Source organism: Butyricicoccus pullicaecorum DSM 23266 (assembly GCF_900167005.1).
GTDB lineage: Bacteria > Bacillota > Clostridia > Oscillospirales > Butyricicoccaceae > Butyricicoccus > Butyricicoccus pullicaecorum.
In genome coordinates, this window is sequence record NZ_FUXW01000007.1 from 66,973 (window position 1) to 88,455 (window position 21,483).

Consider the following 21,483-nt stretch of genomic DNA (forward strand, 5'->3'; position numbering starts at 1 on the left):
CTCTTAAAATTGAATTGTTTGGAGGGATATTTCCATGAAACACCGTCGTTTATTTGCGGTATACGGTCTGTTGGCAATCTGCCTGACCGGATGTACCCCGTCTGATGCACAGCAAACCGAGCAAAGTCAGGAAGCTGTGGGTGTGCAAGCGCCGCAGGAATTCCTGGACACTTTGACGCTGGAAAATCTGGTCACTGCCGTAGACGATGATTCCCAGACCATTGTGCTGGGAACACTGGACGAAACCGAACTGGAACAGTTTAGTGCATACTGCACGCAGGTTCTGGACAATGTGGACAGTGCAGAACTCAAGGACGCAACGGTGTCTTCTACGCTGATCCAGTATGATCCAACGGTTGAGATGACCGAGATCAGCGATCTTGAGGGATATCTGTCCATCCATTCGGAGATTCCTGATACCGGACTCACCGATCAAAATTTTTGTTATCGCATTGAAAAAACATAACCGAGGGGGTTATTGAATCCATGGAAGAAGTCAAAAACTTTCTGACTGATATCATTGACGCCGACATTGCGGCTGGCCTCAATGAGCAGATCCACACCCGTTTCCCGCCCGAGCCCAACGGCTACCTGCACATCGGCTCGGCTAAGGCGATCTACATCAACTGGTCGATCGCTCAGAAGTACAATGGTAAGTTCAATCTGCGTTTTGACGACACCAACCCGGTGCGTGAGGACGACGAATATGTACAGTCCATTCAGGAAGATATCAAGTGGCTGACCGGTGAGATGCCCAACGGCGGTATTTTCTACGGTTCGGACTACTTTGAGACCTGCTATGACTGCGCGGTTGCACTCATCAAGGCTGGCAAGGCATACGTGTGCGACCTGACCCAGGACGAAATCCGTGAGTACCGCGGCACGCTGACCGAGCCGGGCAAGAACAGCCCGTACCGTGATCGTTCGATCGAGGAGAATCTGCAGCTGTTCCAGGACATGCGCGACGGCAAGTTCCCGGACGGTTCCAAGACCCTGCGTGCCAAGATCGATATGGCGTCTCCCAACATGAACATGCGTGACCCGGCGATCTACCGCATCGTCCGCGCACACCATCACCGTCAGGGTGACAAGTGGTGCATCTATCCGCTCTACGACTTTGCACACCCGATTCAGGACGCACTGGAAGGCATCACGCACTCCATGTGCTCGATCGAGTTCGAGAACCATCGTCCGCTGTACGAGTGGGTTGTCGATAACTGCCCGCTGCCGCACCATCCCAAGCAGCGCGAGTTTGCTCGCCTGAACGTGACCAACACGGTCATGTCCAAGCGTTACCTGCGTCAGCTGGTATTTGAGCATCACGTTGAGGGTTGGGACGATCCGCGTATGCCCACTCTGTGCGGCCTGCGCCGCCGCGGCTACACCCCGTCCTCCATTCTGGAGTTTGTGCGCCGCGCTGGTATTGCAAAGGCAAATTCGCTCGTAGACATCCGCCTGCTCGAGCACTGCATCCGTGAGGAACTCAACGAGACTGCAATCCGTCGTATGGCTGTCACCGAGCCCATCAAGATGGTTATCACCAACTACCCGGAGGATAAGACCGAGGTCTTCACCCTGCCCAATAACCCCAAGGACGAGACCGCAGGCAGCCGTGACGTACCGTTCACTCGTGAGCTGTATATCGAGAAGAGCGACTTTGCAATGGTACCGCCTCCGAAGTTCCAGCGCCTCAAGCCCGACGGCGAGGTTCGCCTGATGGGTGCATATATCGTCAAGTGCAACGAGGTTATCACCGACGAGAACGGTGAGGTCGTTGAGCTGCACTGCACCGCCGATCTGGAGACCGGAAACGGTATGCCGGTAGATGGCCGCAAGGTCAAGGGTACCATTCACTGGGTATCGGCTTCCCATGCGATTGATGCAGACTGCTATCTGTACGACAATCTGTTCACGCTGGAGAACACCGGTGACGTGCCCGAGGGCAAGGACTATCTGGATTTCCTCAATCCTGACTCGCTCAAGAAGCTGACCGGCTGTAAGCTCGAGCCGTCGATTGCAGCGGTGCCGACCGGTACCCGCATGCAGTTTGTGCGCATGGGCTACTTCATCAAGGACACCGAGGACGGACGTTACAACCGTATCGTCACCCTCAAGGACAGCTTCGCAAAGACGCTTCAGGGCAAGTAAGCGAAAAACTGTAAAAAATGCCAAAAGGGCTTCCGGTTTGGAAGCCCTTTTTTCTGCGATTTTGGGACAAAACCGCGCTTGTATCGGGGTGAAAACGGTCGTATACTAGTACAAGATGAAAAAATACCAATAGAGGGGGAAATACTGGTATGAACGATATGACAACCGGCTCACCGCTCAAAATCCTTGTGACCTTTTCGCTGCCCATGCTCATCAGCATGATTTTCCAGCAGATGTACTCGGTCGTGGATACCATCGTAGCCGGACGATTCATCAGCGCCAATGCGCTTGCAGCAGTCGGTGCATCTTATCCGATCACCACGCTGTTTATCGCATTCGCCACCGGCGCGAGCGTGGGATGCTCGGTTGTGGTGTCGCAGATGTTTGGACGAAAGGATTACCGAGAGGTCAAAACCGCATCATGTACGGCGATTTTGTCTATTCTGGTGCTGGCCGCTGTGCTGACTGTGATTGGCTTGCAGGCAGCCGACCCGCTGCTGCGTGTGATTGGCACACCGAGCAAGATTTTTGCAGCAGCCTCGCTGTATCTGAAGGTTTACCTGCTCGGTCTGATCTCGCTGTTTCTGTATAACACGGCGACTGCATTGTTTAACGGCCTGGGAGATAGCTTCACACCGCTGTGCTTTCTGATCTTTTCCTCGGTGCTCAATATTGCGCTCGACCTGTTTCTGGTCATCGTCTGCAAGTGGGGCATTCTGGGTGTCGCTTGGGCGACCTTCATCGCACAGGGATTGGCTTCGCTGCTCGCAACGGCAACCTTTGTCCGCCGCGTGCTCAAGCTCAAGAGCGAGGGCAAGGTGAAAAAGTTCGACCGCGCCATGCTGCCGATGATGATTCGCATTGCTGTGCCGTCGGTGTGTCAGCAGTCGTTCGTGTCAGTCGGCGTCTTTCTGGTGCAGGGACTCATCAACTCGTTTGGTGAAATCACCATCGCATCTTTTGCCGCAGCGCTCAAGGTCAATACCTTTGCCTGCATGACCATGAACACGCTGCCGACCGCGCTGAGTTCGTTTGCATCGCAGAATATCGGTGCGGGCAAGATGGATCGCGTGTATCAGGGACTGAAAATCTCGATCATCATTGCGATGGTGGTCGCGGCATGCTCGAATATCCTGTTTTTGGTCTGCGGTGACCCGATCATTGGTTTGTTTGCCGATGATCTCGACCGTGCAGCCATCATCAAGGAAGGCATGCAGTTCTTACATATCTGCGCACCGTTCTACTTCTTGATCGCGGTCAAAAACTGTTGTGACAGCGTACTGCGCGGCGGCGGTGCGATGGGACAGTTTATGACGACCACCTTTGCAGACCTGTTCTTGCGTGTGGTCATTGCGTACATTCTGGTGTTGTGCTTCCAGATGGGCTACAGCGGCGTGTGCTGGTCGTATCCGATCGGCTGGATTCTGGGCACAGCGCTTTCGGTCGTATTCTTTAAGAGCGGCAAGTGGAAACTTGCACGTTTGTGAGCAGAGAGGAGAAAATGTATGAGACTGCAATGGATTCCAACCGATAAAAAGCGATTTTTATCGCTGTTGCTGCTTGCAGATGAGCAGGAAAGCATGATTGACCGTTATCTGATGCGCGGTACGATGTACGCAGCGGTCGAAGGAGAGCAGACCTTCGGCGTGATGGTGGTGGTACGGCAGGCACAGAATGTGTATGAGCTCAAAAATCTGGCGGTTGACCCGGCACACCAGCGCAAGGGCATCGGTAAATGGATGATCGACGAGCTGAGCCGTATCTGCCGGGAACGCGGTGCGAATACGCTGCGCGTCGGAACCGGGGAGAGTCCCAAGACGTTGGGATTTTATCAGAACTGTGGATTTGCGGAATGCGGCCGTGAACCCGATTTCTTTACGAAGAATTACGATCATCCGATCGTAGAAGACGGCGTGACCCTGCGGGACATGATTTATCTGGAAAAGAAACTGTAATATGGAATAAAAAAGGACTGGCTCTCAATCGGAGCCAGTCCTTTTCTTGTGGTGGGATGCTGGATAGGGTGCTGGTTGGTCGGTCTGATCCAGCAGATAGTCGATACTTGTGCCGTAGAACGCTGCAAGTTTAATTAAAATTGCGGTAGGAATATCGTTTTCACCGGTTTCGTACTTGGAATATCCCGTTTGCGACATGCCAAGAATTTTTGCGAGTTTGGTTTGTGAAAGTTCTCGATCCTCTCGAAGATCACGCAGTCTTCTGTAAATCAAAATTTCTCCTTTGCCCATAAAGCCAATCCTTTACAGATTATTATATGCGGCGTGAGAAATTGCACTTGCATTTTAACCTGAATCAGGTTAAATAAGATTAACCTATTTCAGGTTAATAGAAGGAATAATAGGGAGGATGAAGTTGATGGACGCAGTGATTTGTGTAGTGCTCATTGTTTATATTGTGCTGGGCATTCGATGGGGAATCAGATATATAGATGGCAGGTGGGCTTGGTTGGAACAACCGACAAATAGAGTTGTGAAGTGGATAGTTGCAGTCGGGATTGGTGTCATGTTTGGAATCTTTGGGATGCTTGCACGTGTCATGAAATTCATTCTCGTAGATTTACCAGCTATGATGCGCTAATGAGGTAAGGCGATTGGATACGGAAAGAAGGGATTTCTATGTCGTTAGACCAGAGATTGCGTGAAGCGAATTACATAAAGAGAGGAGATGACAGTCAGGAAGCGCGGGACGGCGGACAATGTGGATTACTGCCGTGTGACTACTCCAGAATTGTTGAGAATGAGCAGACTGGCGAGAGTTTTCGTATATGCGATCGATTTGGAATTCGCGTGGGAGAGTATGACTCCTGCAAGTATTATAGCGATGCCAATATGAAGGAACTGATTGGTCAGATGTCCGTTCTTTTACAGGAAGAGCAGCAGGACAAGGAACGAATTGCGATGCAGAAACAAGCGCCAAAGTCAAAAAATAGAGGACTTTTTCTGTTTGTGATTCTTTGTGCAGTGATTTTCATTTACTGGTATATTGCGTATTGAATGAAATGAATTTTTACAAGGAGGTGAAACCATGTCTTATTCGGAAGAGTGCTGTAAGTGCATCTATTGTGAACGTGACCCGGGTTCTAATAGCGGCTGGTATTGTACCTGGAGACAAACACATGTAGGTGCAACCGAAAGCTGCTATAAGTTTGAATCCAAATATTAAAACGAAAAACCCCCGAAGGAAATCCTTCGGGGGTTTGCTTTTTCAGATGATCAGATCGCAGATGATCTTAAGCCTCAGCCTTGATCTTCTTCAGCTTAGCAAAGCGCGGCAGGCCGTTCTCCTTCGGACCTACGTTGTCGCCAGCGATCAGCGGCATAGCGTAGTCGATGAATGCCTGAGTTACGCCGTTGCCCTCAGCGTTGATCCACTCACGCGGAACCTTCTTCTCGGTGTTAGCAACCTGAGACAGGGGCAGCAGCTCGATCTCGCACTTGTAGCCGTTCTCGTCGCGGGTGCACTTGAAGCCGGGCATGTAGTCGGTCTTGCCAGCAACAGCATTCTCGACAGCAGCCTTACCGGACATGTAGGACTCGTCAACATCGGTCTTGGAAGCGCAGTGAGCAGCGCAGCGCTGCAGCAGGGACAGCTCGATGCCGCGAACCTTAACGCCCAGCTCGCTCTTGATCTTGTCAGCCAGCATAGCAGCCAGGCCGCCCAGCTGAGCATGACCGAAACCGTCGGTTGCGGAGGTCTTAGCCTCGGAAACGAAGGTGCCGTCAGCGTAGTGGATGCCCTCGGAAACAGCTACCAGGCAGTTGCCCTTCTCAGCGTAAACCTTCTTAACGTCAGCCATGAACTTGTCCATGTCGAAGTCGGTCTCGGGGAGGTAGATGAGGTCGGGACCAGCGCCCTGAGCGGTAGCCAGACCAGCAGCAGCGGTCAGCCAGCCAGCGTGACGGCCCATGATCTCAACAACACAAACCATGCCGGTGTCGTAAACGCGAGCGTCCTGATAGATCTCCATGCAGGAAGTAGCGATGTACTTGGAAGCGGAAGCGTAGCCCGGGCAGTGGTCGGTGCCGAACAGGTCGTTGTCGATGGTCTTCGGGATGCCCATAACGCGGCAGTCGTAACCGGACTTCATCATGAACTTGGAGATCTTGTTGCAGGTATCCATGGAGTCGTTACCACCGTTGTAGAAGAAGTAACGAACGTCATACTTCTTGAAGATCTCGAGGATACGCTTGTAATCGGTATCGTCAACGTCGGGATCAGCCAGCTTGTAACGGCAGGAACCGAGTGCAGAAGACGGGGTGTAGCGGAGAAGCTTGAGCTCTTCGCGGTCTTCCTTGTCGATGTCGAGCAGCTGGTCGTCGAGCACACCGCGGATGCCGTGAGCAGCACCCAGAACGCGGGTGATAGAGGGGCAGTCGAGAGCGGTCTCGATTGCGCCGAGAACAGACGTGTTGATGACGGAAGTGGGGCCACCGGACTGGCCGATGATGCAAGCGCCCTTTAATTCACTCATTGGAAAAACCTCCTAATGTTAATGAAAAATAACCTTGTCGGATATTTTGCTACAAAAAAATCATATCATATTGTCTAGCAAAAATCAATTTCTTTTCCATGTAAAAGCTTCCAAAATTTCCACCTGTTACACAAAGATATATTTGGAAAACATGGGTCTTGATTTTGACCGGTATAGCTGGTAAAATAACCATAGAATATCCTGGTTCCAAGTGGAAACAGAATAGATAGTGAAAGGAAGTAATCAAAATGCCGTTAGTTACTACTACTGAGATGTTTAAGAAGGCATACGACGGCGGCTATGCTGTCGGTGCATTCAACGTAAACAACATGGAGATCGTTCAGGGTATCACTGAGGCTTGCCAGGAGCAGAAGGCTCCGGTTGTCCTGCAGGTATCCAAGGGCGCTCGTGCTTACGCAAACCACAACTATCTGGTAAAGATGGTTCAGGCTGCTGTTGAGAACTGCCCCGAGATCCCGATCGCTCTGCATCTGGATCACGGCGATTCTTTCGAAGTTTGTAAGAGCTGCATCGACGGCGGTTTCACCTCCGTTATGATCGACGCTTCTTCCAAGTCCTTCGAGGAGAACATCGCTCTGACCAAGCAGGTTGTTGAGTACGCACACGCACACGGCGTTGTTGTCGAGGCTGAGCTGGGTACCTTGGCTGGCGTCGAGGACGAAGTTTGCGTAGAGGCTGGCAACGAGAGCTACACCCGTCCGGAAGAGGTTGAGGAATTCGTTTCCCGCACCGGCTGTGACTCCCTGGCAATTGCAATCGGTACTTCTCACGGTGCTTACAAGTTCACCGCTGCACAGTGCACCCGCAACGAGGAAGGCATCCTGGTTCCGCCTCCGCTCCGCTTCGACGTTCTGGAAGAGTGCATCAAGCGTCTGCCTGGTTTCCCGATCGTTCTGCACGGTTCTTCTTCTGTTCCGCAGGAGTTCGTCAAGATGATCAACCAGTACGGCGGCAGCATGCCCGATGCAATCGGTATCCCGGAGGAAGAGCTGCGCAAGGCTGCAAAGCTGGCTGTCTGCAAGATCAATATCGACTCCGATATCCGTCTGGCAATGACCGCTACCATCCGCAAGTACTTTGCTGAGCATCCGGATCACTTCGATCCCCGTCAGTACCTCAAGCCCGCTCGTCAGGCTGTTAAGGACATGGTTACCCACAAGCTGATCAACGTTCTGGGCTGCAACGGCAAGGCGTAAGCGTCTGCACGCGCAATTTAACAATTTTGCTGACAAAGACACCTTGGTTTTCCAGGGTGTCTTTCGTTTTTTTATGCGTTTCCGCTTTCCGTAAAATCTGCCTCCGGCGGCGGCTGTGTTCCCGCTCTGCCAGCATTGGGCACGGCTCACAGGCTGCGCTCTGCGGCATACTAGCCGATGAGGAGGTGGAAGTATGCAAATACGCAATAAATGGCTTGCACGCAGCTGTGCGGCCGCTCTGGTGCTGGCCTTGTCGGTGGGTACGGCACTTGCTGCACAGAGCTTGATTCCGGTCGGACGCGCGGCGGGTATCAAACTGCATGCCGACGGTGTCATGATCGCGTCTCTTGATCCGGTTACGACCGCGGTTGGACAGGTCAGTCCGGCTGAGGCGGCTGGATTGCAGCCGGGTGACGTGATCCTGACCGCAAACGGTCAATCGGTAGACACCAATGACGCTTTACAGGAGATCATTGAAGGCGCAGAAGGCCAAGCGATCACGCTGCATGTGCGGCGAGATGGTGAGGAGCTGGATGTGTCAGTGACTCCGGTGCAGGACACCAGCGGTCATGATCGGTTGGGCGTGATGATTCGTGACGGTATGGCCGGTATCGGAACAATCACCTACGTTGATCCGGAAACTGGAGCCTATGGTTCGCTGGGACACGGCATCTGTGACGGTGAGAGCGGTGTGCTCGTTCCGCTTGCAGAGGGTAGTCTGATGGAGGCTTCGGTTGCAGGCGTGCAGAAGGGTGCATCTGGCGCACCGGGTGCACTGCAAGGTGAATTTAACTTGCAGGAAGACATGGGAACGGTCGAGAAAAATACGGATACCGGTATTTTTGGCGTGCTGACCGATGACAGCTATTATGACGATCTGGATACGCTGCCCATCGCGGACGCACAGGAAGGTACCTGTGAGATCTGGTCGAATGTTGAGGGTGAGACGGTCGGACATTATACCGCTGAGATTACCAAACTCTATGGCGAAGGCGGTGAGAATGACCGGTCTATGGTCATCCATGTCACCGACCGGAAACTGATCGAAAAGACCGGTGGTATCGTGCAGGGAATGAGCGGCAGCCCGGTGATTCAGGACGGCAAGCTAGTGGGTGCGGTCACCCATGTTTTGGTGAACGATCCCACAAGGGGATATGCTGTCGAAATTGAGAAAATGCTGGAAGCACAGACTGCGGCATAAGGCTGGAAGCTGGAAAGCGTGGGAGCGGGATTCCCGCGCTTTCCGCCATTTCCAGACACGGACATAGACTATGAAGAACCCGGTAAGATCGGGGAAGACCTTGGTGAACCCAGTCGATGACAGACGGGAAATGTCGAATTTTGTCGAACACAGTCGCACGAAATCTGGCCGAAAACACGCAAAATCCATTGTGCGAGCTGGAAAAATATGGTAAATTAAGGAAGCCGCACGAAAGCAACCACAGAACAGAACAACGGCAGTCAGAACAAAAAATTTGTCAGGAAGGCAGTGAGTGACAACATGGAACGGAACATTCGAGTAGTAATCGCAGATGGAGACCAGGAATTCCGCACAGCGCTCTCGGGCGCCTTGCAGGCGGAGGATGGAATTGAGGTCGTCGGAACGGCGGCGAGTGGTACTGGCGCATTGGAGCAGGTGCGTGAGCTGGCACCCGACCTGCTGCTGACCGACCTGATGCTGCCCGAGCTGGATGGACTGAGCCTGCTGCATCGCATCGTGGACAATGGATACAAGGTCGGGGTATTCGTCATCTCGGCATTTGCCAGCGATATGGCAGCGGCAGAGTGCAGTGCGTTGGGCGTCAGCCATTTTCTGCGCAAGCCGGTAGGCCCGGAAGTGCTGGCAGGACGCATTCGCCAGTGGGGCATGTCCCGACAGACCGCATGCGTGCGCGAGCCCGAAATGCCGGCTGAGCTGGATTTGGAACTGCGCGTGACCGAAGTTATCCATCAGGTTGGCGTACCGGCACACATCAAGGGCTATCAGTATCTGCGTGAGGCGATCATCATGGCCATCCGCGATATGGAATCGGTTGGTGCAATCACCAAGATCATGTATCCGGGCATCGCAAAGAAATTCCATACCACAGCATCCCGCGTCGAGCGTGCTATTCGCCACGCGATTGAAGTTGCCTGGGATCGCGGAGATATCGAAACTTTGCAGTCGTATTTCGGCTATACGGTATCGGGCGTTAAGGGCAAGCCGACCAATTCCGAATTTATCTCGATGATTGCAGATCGTCTGAGACTGCAAATGCGCAGAGGTTAAATCTCGCACGAGAGTTATCTCGCAAACGGCATTTTGAAAACATCTTCTATCTGAATGAGGGCAAGATCGGAAAAAATCGTGCGTTATCGGTATCATTTGCAAAACAGTGATAAAAGCTTGTCATAGTGAATCAATCCCTGAAACACGCAATGGATGACCGAAAATAAGCCTGCAAACTTTTTCGATCATTGCCAATCAATTCCTCGGTTTATTGGTTTCGAAAGAACGAATAAATCGAGGTGTTTTTTTATCTTTTTGTAGAATGTGAAATCGATATCATGTAAGATATTTTGCATCAAAAAAAGACGGAAATTCACGCTTTTCCCGTTCTGCCTCTGGTAATGATACTGTTTTTGCCGTATAATAAAACCAATAGCAAAAAATTCGGACATGCGGCAGCTGTATGCGGCCGCAGGAATGATGAGGTTAACGATGAAATTCATGGTGATTGACGGCAACAGCATCTTAAACCGTGCGTTTTACGGCGTACGGCTGCTGACCAACCACGACGGCTTACCCACGAACGCTATTTACGGCTTTTTGTCGACTCTGTTCCGCTTACAGGATGAATATACCCCCGATCGCACGATCGTATGCTTTGACGTGAAGGAGAAAACCTTCCGTCACCAGAAGTTTGACTCTTACAAGGCGACCCGAAAGGGCATGCCGGACGAGCTCGCGGCGCAGCTGCCGGTCATGAAGGAAGTGCTGGACGCGCTGGGCATTATCCGCTGTGAGAAGGGCGGATATGAGGCTGATGACCTGATTGGTACGATCAGCCGCAAGGCGGAAGAGCAGGGAGACGATTGCCTGATCGTGACCGGTGACCGCGACAGCTTGCAGCTGGTGAGTGCACATACGACGGTGCATCTGGTATCGTCTAAGGGTGGACAGGATACCAGTCGAGATATCACGCCTGAGGCGTTCCGAGAAGAGTACGGTTTTGATCCCATTCGCTTGATCGATCTCAAGGCGCTGATGGGAGATAGCTCGGATAATATTTCGGGCGTACCGGGTATCGGAGAAAAAACGGCAATGAATCTGCTGCACACCTTTGGCAGCTTGGACGAAGTATATCGCCATCTGGATGCACCGGAAATCAAAAAGGGTCTGCGGGACAAACTGACGAACGGCGAGCAGGCCGCACGGGACAGCTATTGGCTGGCAACGATCGAGCGGGATGCACCGCTGCCGATCGACATGCAGGCGCTGCCCGATGTGCAGATGGACCGCGATGCGCTGTATGATCTGCTGACCCGTCTGGAATTTAAGTCTTTCTTGACGCGTTTGGGACTGAGCAAGACCGAAGCACCGGCACCGACCGCAGCGGAGCGCAAGCGCGTAGAGCTGACCGACTTGGAAAGCGCACAGAAGCAGCTGGATGCACTGACCGAGCTTTCGGCTGTACCGCTGTTTGCCGCACCCGGACTGCGTGCATTTGCGCTGCTTGCACAGGATACGGTGTATTTACTGTCGTTGGACAGCTTTTCAGTAACAGATTGGGACACCGTGACCGCACGTCTGTTTGCCGGAGAGATCAAGCTTGTCATGCACGATGCCAAGCCGACCTATGTCGAGCTGCTCGAAGCAGGACTGGCGGCGCAGGGCGTGCTGTTTGACACCAGCATTGCGGCTTATCTGCTCGATCCCACGGCATCGGCTTACGACCTCGAGCGTGTTGCGCTGTCCTATCTCAACCGCGAACTGCCCAAGGTCGACCTGACCGCAGAGGACGCATTTTCGCCGCTCGGCGGACGGGACAGCGCGCTTGCCGCGATGACTGCCAATGTGGAAGCGATTGCAGATATTTACGCGGAGGCATCCGCACGACTGGAAGAGCAGGGCATGCACAAGCTGTTCTTCGAGATGGAGATGCCGCTTATGACCGTGTTGGCTGAGATGCAGCAGGCAGGCTGCAAGGCCGATGCCGACCAGCTGTGCGCCTTTGGTGAGCAGCTAGACACGCGCATTGCTGCACTGACCGCGCAGATCTATGAGGCTGCCGGACATGAATTTAACATTCAGTCGTCCAAACAGCTCGGCGTTGTGCTGTTTGAAGAATTGGGACTGCCGTACAAGAAAAAGACCAAGACCGGTTACTCGACCAGTGCTGAGGTGCTGGAATCGCTGGCTGGCTATCATCCGATGATTGCCGACGTGCTGGAATACCGTCAGCTGACCAAACTCAAGAGCACCTATATAGACGGACTTTTGAAGGTCATTGCACCCGATGGCCGTATCCATTCGCACTTCCAGCAGACGGTCACTGCAACCGGCCGTCTGTCGTCGGTCGATCCCAATTTGCAGAATATCCCGGTGCGTACCGAGCTCGGACGCGAGCTGCGCCGCATGTTTGTCGCGGAGCAGGGACGGGTTCTGGTCGATGCCGACTATTCGCAGATCGAGCTGCGCGTGCTGGCACATGTCGCAGACGATGACGCGATGATCGAGGCTTTCCGCGGTGGTCAGGATATCCATGCAACCACGGCTTCCAAGGTCTACGGCGTACCGGTGGAAGAGGTGACTCCGCAGATGCGTTCGAGCTGTAAGGCGGTCAACTTCGGTATCGTCTACGGTATTTCGGACTTTTCGCTTGCACAGGATATCGGTGTGACTCGTAAGGAGGCAGCAGCTTTCATTCAGAGTTATTTGGACACCTATCCGGGCGTGCATCATTATATGGAATCCATCAAGCAGAGTGCACGGGAGAACGGTTATGTCGAGACGTTGTTTGGTCGCAGACGCGCGCTGCCTGAGCTGAACTCCAAGAACTTCAATCTGCGTTCGTTCGGTGAGCGTGCTGCAATGAATACACCCATTCAGGGCACGGCGGCTGATATCATCAAGATCGCCATGCTGCGCGTGCGTGACCGACTCAAGGCCGAGGGCTTTGAAGCGCGCCTGATTTTGCAGGTACACGACGAACTGATTCTGGAAGCACCCGAGCACGAAGCCGAGCGCGCGGCAGCCCTGCTGCGCGAAGAGATGGAGCATGCAGCCGAATTGCGTGTGCCGCTCGTGGCTGAGGCCAAGATTGGACACAGCTGGTACGAAACCAAGTAAAAGAGCAAGACCATCCGGCAGCGGGTGGTCTTTTTTTATCTGTACATGGTCAGGACGGACGGATTTTTGGGAATGGTCATAGAAAAATAGAGCGTTCTGTGGTATAATCAATACGTTCATCATGGGGACGTATACCGATTTGGCGGTATCACCTCAAAACGGATGATTCAGCCGAACATCCGGAAAATGGATATGATCGGCTGTCTGGAAAGATTCGAGGAATATCGTATTATGGATCAGATCATTTTTGTATGTACCGGAAATACCTGCCGCAGTCCGATGGCAGAGGGTTTGTTCCGTGCGCTGGACGGTGAGGCGCGCACTGGCTTGACCGCGCAGTCGGCTGGTTTGTTTGCACATGATGGCCTGCCGGCCTCGGAAAATGCAGTCAAGGCAGCGGCTGAGCTGGGCGCAGACCTGTCCCAGCATCACGCCCGTCAGCTGACCCCGGAGATGGCCAAGGAAGCCAAGTATCTGGTGTGCATGACGGCTGCGCACTACGACCGGCTGGTCGAAGCGCTGCCGTGGGCGGAGGATAAGGTGTTCACCCTGTCGCCGGTCGATGTTGCCGACCCCTTCGGCGGTGACCTTGCCACCTATCGTGCGTGCGCGGCGCAGCTCAAGGATGCAGTCGGTGCGCTGATCGGAAATTTGGAGAAAGGACGCGCATGAGTCAGATTCAGATTGTTCCGATGGACGAGCGACATTTGCCTGCACTGGCCGAGATCGAGCGGGCGTGTTTTCATGCACCGTGGAGCGAGAATGCACTGCGGGAAGAACTTGGAAAAGGTCTGTTTCTGGTCGCAGAGGATGAAAACCAGACCGTGTGCGGCTATGTCGGCTGTCAGACCGTGCTCGACGAGGGCTACATTACAAATGTCGCGGTCTCGCATGATTTTCGCCGTCAGGGCATTGGCCGTCTGCTCATCCAGACCCTGACCGAGCGGGCGCAGCAGGCACAGCTTGCGTTTGTGACGCTCGAAGTGCGTGCGTCCAACGATCCGGCCATCGCGCTGTACACGGCAGCCGGATATGAACCGGTTGGACGGCGCAAAAATTTTTACCGCGCACCCACAGAAGACGCGATTTTGATGACGTTACAACTGCGTGATGCAACGTGAAAGGGGAAGAGGATCATGTTGTTTGACAAGCGCGAAGTGTTTGTAAGTTATTCCGAGCGTGATCTGTACCAAATGCAGCATGCACTCGAGCAGGCGGGCATTGACTATGTGATCCGGCAAAAGGATATTCGACCGCATGGCGGTGCGCGCATGCGCTGGGGCGGCAATCAGGATGCCGCGATTGAGTACCGCATTCTGGTAGACAAAAAGGATGAGGAGCAGGCGCGCCATGTGATTGGACGGTGCTGATCGTCCGCATACCAAACTAGAGGAGACTGTATGAAGATTTTAGCAATCGAGTCCTCCTGCGATGAGACCGCGGCAGCGGTCATCGAGGACGGACGCAAGATTTTATCCAATATCATTGACTCGCAGGTCGAGACACACGCGCTGTACGGCGGTGTCGTACCCGAGATCGCTTCGCGCCGTCACATGGAAGCGGTCGTGCGCGTGACCGAATGTGCACTGGAACAGGCAGGCATGCAGGCGGACGAGGTGGACGCGGTCGCTGCGACCTGCGCACCGGGACTCATCGGCGCAGTGCTGGTCGGTGCAAACTTCGGCAAATCGCTGGCGTTCTCGCTGGGCAAACCGTTTATTCCTGTACACCACATCCGCGGACACATCGCGGCCAATTATCTGGAATTTCCCGACCTGAAGCCGCCCTTTTTGACGCTTGTGGCCTCGGGTGGTCACTCGCTGATCGTGCTGGTGCGCGATTACACCGACTTTGAGATTTTGGGCGGTACCAGAGACGACGCAGCGGGCGAGGCGTTCGACAAGGTTGCGCGTGTACTGGGTGTCGGCTATCCGGGCGGCCCCAAGATCGACAAGATGGCAGTCGGTGGTGACCCGAATGCATACAAGCTGCCGGTCAGCCATGTCAAGGACGCGCCGATGGACTTTTCGTTCTCGGGACTCAAGACCGCAGTCATCAACCTTGCGCACAACGCCGAGCAGAAGGGCGAGACCATCGACAAATCCGGTCTGGCGGCTTCGTTCTGTCGTGCGGTTGTCGATACCCTGGTGCCCAGACTGGCGCATGCGATCGACGAGACTGGCGTGAAGGACGTCGTTTGTGCAGGCGGTGTTGCGGCGAACTCCTGGCTGCGTCAGGCACTGACCGACATGGCAAAAAGCAAGCGCGTGCAGCTGTATCTGCCGCCGCTCTCGCTGTGCGGTGACAATGCGGCGATGATCGGTGCGCAGGCGTATTACGAGTTTTTGGCAGGTCATCTGGGCACGACGGCACAGAATGCCTTTGCAACCGCTGAGATCAGCGAAGAGGTCTGTCGAAAAATCCGCTGAGGCGGCAAAATATTTCTGGTAAATTGTGCTGAAATGCGGTACAATAATAAAAGGTTTTGCGCTTTGTGACAAAGCCTCATTTGATAAAAACGATTTGGGCACGGAGAAAACCGGTGTTTTCTTCGTGGAGAAGGCTGTGGAAGCCGCCATTTTGCTGCGTTTTCGGAAAAACGCAGGGCACGGTATGTCTGACACCCGTGTCAGGGACAAAAACAAGGAGCGATTTGATATCATGGGCATGACGATTGCAGAAAAAATCCTGAAAGCACATCTGGTGGATGGCGAGATGGTCAAGGGCGAGGAGATCGGTCTTCGCATCGACCAGACGCTGACCCAGGATGCGACCGGCACGATGGCTTACCTGCAATTTGAGGCAATGGGCGTCGATCAGGTCAAGACCGAGCGCTCGGTGGCCTACATCGATCACAACACCTTACAGTCCGGTTTTGAGAACGCGGACGACCATAAGTACATCGGCACAGTGGCCAAGAAGCACGGCATCTACTACTCCAAGGCGGGCAATGGTATCTGCCATCAGGTACACCTCGAGCGTTTCGGCGCACCGGGCAAGACCCTGATCGGTTCGGACTCCCACACCCCGACCGGCGGCGGTATCGGTATGCTGGCTTTCGGCGCAGGCGGTCTGGATGTCGCAGTCGCAATGGGCGGCGGCGCATACTACATCCCGATGCCGAAGATGGTTCGCGTCACGCTGACCGGCAAGCTGAAGCCCTGGGTTGCAGCAAAGGATATTATTCTGGACGTACTGCGTCAGATGACCGTTAAGGGCGGCGTCGGCAAGATTGTCGAGTATGCAGGCCCCGGCGTTGCAACGCTGTCGGTTCCCGAGCGTGCAACCATCACCAACATGGGTGCAGAGCTGGGTGCAACCACGTCTATTTTCCCGTCTGACGAAGTGACCCGTGCATTCCTCAAGGCACAGGGACGCGAAGAGGTTTATGTGCCGCTGGCATCCGATCCGGACGCGGTTTACGACGAAGAATACATGGTCGATTTGGACAATCTGGTTCCGCTGGCAGCGATGCCGCACATGCCGGACAATGTAAAGCCGGTTTCCGAGATCGGTGAGATCAAGGTCAACCAGTGCTGCATCGGCTCGTGCACCAACTCTTCTTACTATGATATGATGAAGGTTGCAGCCATCCTCAAGGGCAAGCATGTACATCCCGACGTTTCGCTGACCATCAGCCCGGGTTCTATGCAGGTATTCAACATGCTCGCAAAGAATGGTGCGCTGTCCGACATCATCGCAGCCGGTGCGCGTATCCTCGAGTGCGCTTGCGGCCCCTGCATCGGCATGGGTCAGTCGCCCGAGTCGGCAGGCGTATCGCTGCGTACCTTCAACCGTAACTTCGAGGGTCGTTCTGGTACTCAGGACGCACAGATTTATCTGGTTTCTCCCGAGGTTGCAGCCGCTTCGGCGCTGACCGGCGTGCTGACCGACCCGCGTACGCTGGGCGAGGCACCCGAGATCCAGATGCCCGAGCACTTTGACATCAACGACAGCATGATCATCCCGCCCGCAGAAGATCCGTCCACGGTTGAAGTACGCCGCGGTCCGAACATTAAGCCGTTCCCGCTCGGTCACGAGCTGGAAGACAGCTATGCCGGCAAAATCGTTCTCAAGACCGAGGACAACATCACCACCGACCACATTCTGCCCGCAGGCTCCAAGCTGCTGCCGTATCGTTCGAATATCCCGTATTACTCCAACTACTGCTTCATCAATGTCGATCCCAAGTTCCCGGCTCGCTGCCAGGAGCAGGGCGGCGGCGTAATCGTCGGCGGTGCAAACTATGGTCAGGGTTCGTCCCGTGAGCATGCTGCACTCGTTCCGCTCTATCTGGGCGTGCGTGCGGTGCTGACCAAGTCCTTTGCACGTATTCACAAGGCAAATCTGGTTAACTCGGGTATCATCCCGCTGACCTTTGCCGATCCGGCAGATTACGACAAGATCAATCTGGGAGATGTCATTTCTCTGCCCAACATCCGCGAGGAGATCGCGGCAGGCGGTCAGGTTACCGTCGTTTGCGGCGGCCGTACCTTCAAGGCAGATTGTGACGTTTCCGACCGTCAGCGCGGCGCACTGCTCGCAGGCGGTACTCTGAATTACGCAAAGAAGCAGCACTAAGGAGGATTTGCAGATATGTTACCCGAAAAGACTCGTGAGCAGTTTGAAAAAGTAATCGAGAGCCAGCTGGCTCGCATTCAGGCTATGAAGGATCAGGGCGATTTTATCGATTATTCCAAGCTCGATAAGATCATCATCGGCGTTTGCGGCGGCGACGGCATCGGCCCGATGATTACCGGTATGGGTCAGCACGTCCTCGAGACGCTGCTGGCAGATAAGGTCAAGGCTGGCAAGGTTGAGTTCCGCGTGATTGATGGCCTGACCATTGAGCGCCGTGCTGAGCTGGGCTGCGCTATTCCGCCCGATACCATGGAAGAGCTCAAGGCTTGCCATGTTATCCTGAAGGGACCCACCACGACCCCGCGTAAGGGCGATCCGTGGCCGAACGTCGAGTCGGCAAACGTTGCTATGCGTAAGGCACTCGATCTGTTCGCAAACGTGCGCCCGGTCAAGGTACCCGAGCTGGGCATCGACTGGACCTTCTATCGTGAGAACACAGAGGGCGGCTATGCAGTCGGTTCGCAGGGCGTACAGGTTGGCGACGATCTGTTCATCGATTTCACGGTCGCTACCTCGCAGGGCTGCGAGCGTATCGCACGTCTGGCATTTGACTACGCACACAAGACCGGTAAGAACCGTGTATCCTGTGTCACCAAGGCAAATATCATCAAGACCACCGACGGCAAGTTCCTGGATACCTGCCAAAAGGTCGCTGCTGAGTATCCGGACGTTGTATTCGACGACTGGTACATTGATATCATGACCGCAAAGCTCATTGACGACAAGCGTCGCCGTGACTTTAAGGTATTCGTTCTGCCCAACCTGTACGGTGATATCATCACCGACGAGGCGGCTGAGATCCAGGGCGGCGTTGGCACCGCAGGTTCTGCAAATATCGGTAAGCGTTACGCAATGTTCGAGGCAATCCACGGTTCTGCACCGCGTATGGTACAGGAAGGCCGTGCACAGTACGCCGATCCGTCTTCGGTTCTGCGTGCATCGGTCATGCTGCTCGAGCATATCGGTGAAATCGAGCTGGCGAAGAAGCTCGATCGTGCGCTGGATATCTGCATGTTTGAGAAGAAGAAGTATGTGATCACCGGCCGCGACACTGGTGCGACCGCACAGCAGTTCACCGACTATGTGCTGGAGACCATTGCGTCGCTGTAAATGATCAAATAAACCTGACAGGAGGTTGTCCGGATGGAGAAAAAACAGAATGTATCCCGCGCGGTGATTCAGCGCTTGCCGCGGTATTACCGGCACCTATCCTCTCTGCGGGCAAAGGGCGAGACGCGCATTTCTTCGCGTAAGTTAGCGGAAATGTTGGGTCTGACCGCCTCCCAGATCCGTCAGGATTTTAACTGTTTCGGTGGTTTTGGCCAGCAGGGCTATGGATACAGCATCGAAAAGCTGTGCGAAGGGCTGGAGGACATTCTGGGACTCAAGCGCGCACACACCGCGGTACTCATCGGTGTGGGCAACTTGGGCCGAGCGCTTATTAAGAATTTCAGCTTTGAGAGCAATGGATTTAAATTGCTGTGTGCGTTTGACAGTGACCGTATGGTCATCGGCAGCGGCATGAACGGCGTGACCGTGCGTGACGTGTCCGAACTGTACGCGTATGTCGATCAGCATAAGCCAGATATTGCGGTTTTGACCGTACCGCATGCAATCGCACCCGCGCTTGCGCGTAAGCTGGTAGAGCACGGTGTGCGCGGACTGTGGAATTTCACAGGCGAAGATTTGCACTTGGAAAATCTGGGTGTACCGGTTGAAAACGTGCATTTTTCAGACAATTTGATGACGTTGTGCTACCAGGTCAATCAGACCGAGGAAAAGTAAATCAAAAGACCGCTGTTCCATACGAAGCAGCGGTCTTTTTTTATGTGATTTTGGGATAGAATACCAGAAAAAGGGTAAAATAAGAGGCGGAGGAAGTCCTCCGCCTGCGGGTTATTGGATGTGCTCCTGACAGAAATCGTCCACGACGCGAAATCCCATTTCACCGGGGGACGCTAGGCGATAGGTGCGGATGCTGGCACTATCGGTCGTGGGACACAGCCGCTTTTCCGGTTCCAATCGGAAACAGGTCTGCTGTACATGCGGTCGCTTTATCATATTGCATCACCTCGGATGCAGTATGTGCACGATCGGGCGAAAACATGAGCTTATTTTTCAAAATCCTCAAACGGATCGTCGAAAGATTGCTCGGCGCTCAGATCGTACGGCGTGGTCTGGTAGACGTAGTAGTTGAGCCAGTTGGTGTAGAGCAGCTGACCGTGCGAACGCCAGGTGACCTTGGGCTCTTGCGTCGGGTCATCATTCGGGAAGTAGTGACGCGGGATCTGCGGTTCCAGACCGCGGCTCAGATCGCGGAAATATTCCTGCTTGAGCGTGTCGCGATCATATTCCGAATGACCGAGCACGAAAATCTGACGGCCATTGCGTGCTTCTACAATGTAGACGCCGGCCTCATCGGAAACCGAGAGCAGACGCAACTCGGGATGCTTGGTGATATCGGATGCACGCACTTCGGTGTGACGGCTGTGCGGGGCAAAGAAGACATCGTTGAAGCCGCGCAGCAGACGCTCGGTCGGCACCAGAACACGGTGCTCAAAGATACCGCTCATCTTTTCGGGCAGAACGTACTTGGGTACATGGTAATGATGATACAAACCGGCCTGTGCACCCCAGCAGATATGCAGGGTGGAATGTACGTGGGTCTTGGTCCATTCCATGATCTCGACCAGCTCATCCCAGTAATCGACTTGTTCGAAGTCCATCAGCTCAACCGGTGCACCGGTGATGATAAAACCGTCATATCGATTATGCCGAATGTCGTTGAACGTCTTGTAGAATGTCAGTAAATGATCTTCCGGCGTATGAGTGGACTTGTAGGTCTCGGTCTGTACCAGATCGATTTCGATCTGAAGGGGGGTGTTGGACAGACAGCGCAAGATCTGGGTTTCGGTTGTGATCTTGAGCGGCATCAGGTTGAGCAGAGCGATGCGCAGCGGACGGATGTCCTGTGTAATTGCGCGGCGCTCGGTCATAACGAATATGTTTTCCGATTCCAACACCGCGCGTGCGGGAAGACTGTCGGCAATTTTGATCGGCATAAGCGGATTCTCCTTTAACGGGAATATAGTACTTTACCATTATAACGCAGTAGACAGAAGAATGGAAGATGGCCGGCAAGTAAGATCGCAAAATAGAATAAGAAGAAAGAGGGAAAATGCAAAAAATGAGAAAAAATAGTTGACAGATGTCAAAGAGAGTGATATTCTAATTAAGTCAACGAATTGTGTCGTGACTGCCATACGATGAAAACTGTAAAGTTTAGAACCCTGAAAACAAAAAGTTTTCAGAAAGTTTAAAAAACTTATTGACAGAGGCTCTTCGGTGTGGTATTATAAATAGGCTGACCGATTGATCAGCGAAACCGGACGAAAAGTTTGGAAAAGTTCAGATTTAGCGATTCGGAGCGCGAAAAACTTCGAAAAAAGTTAAAAAAGAGCTTGACAAACGAAAGTGAGTCTGGTAAAATAAATAAGCACTTCACCGAAAGGTGAGCGCTTAAAAAACTTTAGCGGTTGGTACCTTGGTCAATTTCCTGATGAAATTGACACGCGGTACAAAAAATCGCTGAAGGCAAAGATTTTTTGTACCTTGTAAATTAAACAACGAAATGCTTGAAATACGAACCTGAAATT

General features: G+C 53.5%; 22 protein-coding genes. 18 read left to right on the plus strand and 4 right to left on the minus strand.

The window, feature by feature from the left end; genetic code table 11:
• The first annotated feature begins 34 nt into the window (after positions 1-34).
• The 4 genes from B5D52_RS11465 to B5D52_RS11480 all read left to right on the plus strand — a co-directional run bounded on the left by B5D52_RS11465 (position 35) and on the right by B5D52_RS11480 (position 4,103).
• Entirely contained in the window at positions 35-466 is a 432-nt protein-coding gene (locus tag B5D52_RS11465; RefSeq protein ID WP_016146294.1) for a hypothetical protein, read from the plus strand.
• Positions 467-486: 20 nt separating this feature from the next.
• Positions 487-2,148, plus strand: coding sequence for a glutamine--tRNA ligase/YqeY domain fusion protein (locus B5D52_RS11470; protein ID WP_016146295.1), 1,662 nt, complete (start codon positions 487-489; stop codon positions 2,146-2,148).
• A gap of 149 nt (positions 2,149-2,297) precedes the next feature.
• Positions 2,298-3,635: an MATE family efflux transporter gene (locus B5D52_RS11475; protein WP_016146296.1), complete on the plus strand. Its 1,338-nt coding sequence runs from the start codon at positions 2,298-2,300 to the stop codon at positions 3,633-3,635.
• Between the two features lie 18 nt (positions 3,636-3,653).
• Positions 3,654-4,103 (plus strand): GNAT family N-acetyltransferase, encoded by a 450-nt coding sequence (locus B5D52_RS11480; RefSeq protein ID WP_016146297.1) that lies wholly within the window; start codon positions 3,654-3,656, stop codon positions 4,101-4,103.
• A gap of 24 nt (positions 4,104-4,127) precedes the next feature.
• Here the strand turns inward: B5D52_RS11480 and B5D52_RS11485 are convergent, their stop codons facing one another.
• Positions 4,128-4,394 (minus strand): helix-turn-helix domain-containing protein, encoded by a 267-nt coding sequence (locus tag B5D52_RS11485; protein ID WP_016146298.1) that lies wholly within the window; start codon positions 4,392-4,394, stop codon positions 4,128-4,130.
• A 127-nt stretch (positions 4,395-4,521) separates the two neighbouring features.
• Here B5D52_RS11485 and B5D52_RS11490 point away from each other — a divergent pair, with 127 nt between their 5' ends.
• Genes B5D52_RS11490 through B5D52_RS16145 form a run of 3 tightly spaced genes read left to right on the plus strand, consistent with a single transcriptional unit; the run spans position 4,522 to position 5,328 of the window.
• Positions 4,522-4,743: a hypothetical protein gene (locus B5D52_RS11490; RefSeq protein WP_016146299.1), complete on the plus strand. Its 222-nt coding sequence runs from the start codon at positions 4,522-4,524 to the stop codon at positions 4,741-4,743.
• Positions 4,744-4,781: 38 nt separating this feature from the next.
• Positions 4,782-5,159 carry a hypothetical protein gene (locus tag B5D52_RS11495; protein ID WP_016146300.1) on the plus strand — a complete coding sequence of 126 codons (378 nt, stop codon included), beginning with the start codon at positions 4,782-4,784 and terminating at the stop codon, positions 5,157-5,159.
• Between the two features lie 31 nt (positions 5,160-5,190).
• Positions 5,191-5,328 carry a hypothetical protein gene (locus B5D52_RS16145; protein WP_016146301.1) on the plus strand — a complete coding sequence of 46 codons (138 nt, stop codon included), beginning with the start codon at positions 5,191-5,193 and terminating at the stop codon, positions 5,326-5,328.
• Between the two features lie 67 nt (positions 5,329-5,395).
• Here B5D52_RS16145 and B5D52_RS11500 read toward each other — a convergent pair whose 3' ends face one another.
• Positions 5,396-6,637, minus strand: coding sequence for a 6-phosphofructokinase (locus tag B5D52_RS11500; protein WP_016146302.1), 1,242 nt, complete (start codon positions 6,635-6,637; stop codon positions 5,396-5,398).
• A 248-nt stretch (positions 6,638-6,885) separates the two neighbouring features.
• Here B5D52_RS11500 and fba point away from each other — a divergent pair, with 248 nt between their 5' ends.
• The 11 genes from fba to B5D52_RS11555 all read left to right on the plus strand — a co-directional run bounded on the left by fba (position 6,886) and on the right by B5D52_RS11555 (position 19,612).
• Positions 6,886-7,854 (plus strand): class II fructose-1,6-bisphosphate aldolase, encoded by a 969-nt coding sequence (gene fba, locus B5D52_RS11505; RefSeq protein ID WP_016146303.1) that lies wholly within the window; start codon positions 6,886-6,888, stop codon positions 7,852-7,854.
• A 193-nt stretch (positions 7,855-8,047) separates the two neighbouring features.
• Positions 8,048-9,055 (plus strand): SpoIVB peptidase, encoded by a 1,008-nt coding sequence (spoIVB, locus tag B5D52_RS11510; protein ID WP_016146304.1) that lies wholly within the window; start codon positions 8,048-8,050, stop codon positions 9,053-9,055.
• A gap of 300 nt (positions 9,056-9,355) precedes the next feature.
• Positions 9,356-10,123: a sporulation transcription factor Spo0A gene (spo0A, locus tag B5D52_RS11515; protein ID WP_016146305.1), complete on the plus strand. Its 768-nt coding sequence runs from the start codon at positions 9,356-9,358 to the stop codon at positions 10,121-10,123.
• A gap of 432 nt (positions 10,124-10,555) precedes the next feature.
• Positions 10,556-13,186 carry a DNA polymerase I gene (polA, locus tag B5D52_RS11520; protein WP_016146306.1) on the plus strand — a complete coding sequence of 877 codons (2,631 nt, stop codon included), beginning with the start codon at positions 10,556-10,558 and terminating at the stop codon, positions 13,184-13,186.
• Between the two features lie 231 nt (positions 13,187-13,417).
• Positions 13,418-13,858 (plus strand): low molecular weight protein arginine phosphatase, encoded by a 441-nt coding sequence (locus B5D52_RS11525; RefSeq protein WP_040332561.1) that lies wholly within the window; start codon positions 13,418-13,420, stop codon positions 13,856-13,858.
• Positions 13,855-14,307, plus strand: a complete 453-nt coding sequence (gene rimI, locus B5D52_RS11530) for a ribosomal protein S18-alanine N-acetyltransferase (RefSeq protein WP_016146308.1) — start codon at positions 13,855-13,857, stop codon at positions 14,305-14,307. Before B5D52_RS11525 ends, rimI begins: the two co-directional genes overlap by 4 nt.
• 15 nt (positions 14,308-14,322) lie before the next feature.
• Positions 14,323-14,556, plus strand: a complete 234-nt coding sequence (locus B5D52_RS11535; RefSeq protein ID WP_016146309.1) for a toll/interleukin-1 receptor domain-containing protein — start codon at positions 14,323-14,325, stop codon at positions 14,554-14,556.
• Between the two features lie 30 nt (positions 14,557-14,586).
• Positions 14,587-15,615 carry a tRNA (adenosine(37)-N6)-threonylcarbamoyltransferase complex transferase subunit TsaD gene (gene tsaD / locus B5D52_RS11540; RefSeq protein ID WP_016146310.1) on the plus strand — a complete coding sequence of 343 codons (1,029 nt, stop codon included), beginning with the start codon at positions 14,587-14,589 and terminating at the stop codon, positions 15,613-15,615.
• A gap of 232 nt (positions 15,616-15,847) precedes the next feature.
• Positions 15,848-17,767 (plus strand): aconitate hydratase, encoded by a 1,920-nt coding sequence (locus tag B5D52_RS11545; protein ID WP_040332563.1) that lies wholly within the window; start codon positions 15,848-15,850, stop codon positions 17,765-17,767.
• 15 nt (positions 17,768-17,782) lie between these two features.
• A complete protein-coding gene (locus tag B5D52_RS11550) occupies positions 17,783-18,937 on the plus strand; it encodes an isocitrate/isopropylmalate family dehydrogenase (protein WP_016146312.1) in 1,155 nt (384 codons plus the stop codon).
• Between the two features lie 33 nt (positions 18,938-18,970).
• Positions 18,971-19,612: a redox-sensing transcriptional repressor Rex gene (locus tag B5D52_RS11555; protein ID WP_016146313.1), complete on the plus strand. Its 642-nt coding sequence runs from the start codon at positions 18,971-18,973 to the stop codon at positions 19,610-19,612.
• A 111-nt stretch (positions 19,613-19,723) separates the two neighbouring features.
• Here the strand turns inward: B5D52_RS11555 and B5D52_RS16245 are convergent, their stop codons facing one another.
• Positions 19,724-19,888, minus strand: a complete 165-nt coding sequence (locus tag B5D52_RS16245; protein ID WP_016146314.1) for a hypothetical protein — start codon at positions 19,886-19,888, stop codon at positions 19,724-19,726.
• A 50-nt stretch (positions 19,889-19,938) separates the two neighbouring features.
• Positions 19,939-20,889: a homoserine O-acetyltransferase MetA gene (gene metA / locus B5D52_RS11560; RefSeq protein WP_016146315.1), complete on the minus strand. Its 951-nt coding sequence runs from the start codon at positions 20,887-20,889 to the stop codon at positions 19,939-19,941.
• Between the last annotated feature and the right edge of the window lie 594 nt (positions 20,890-21,483).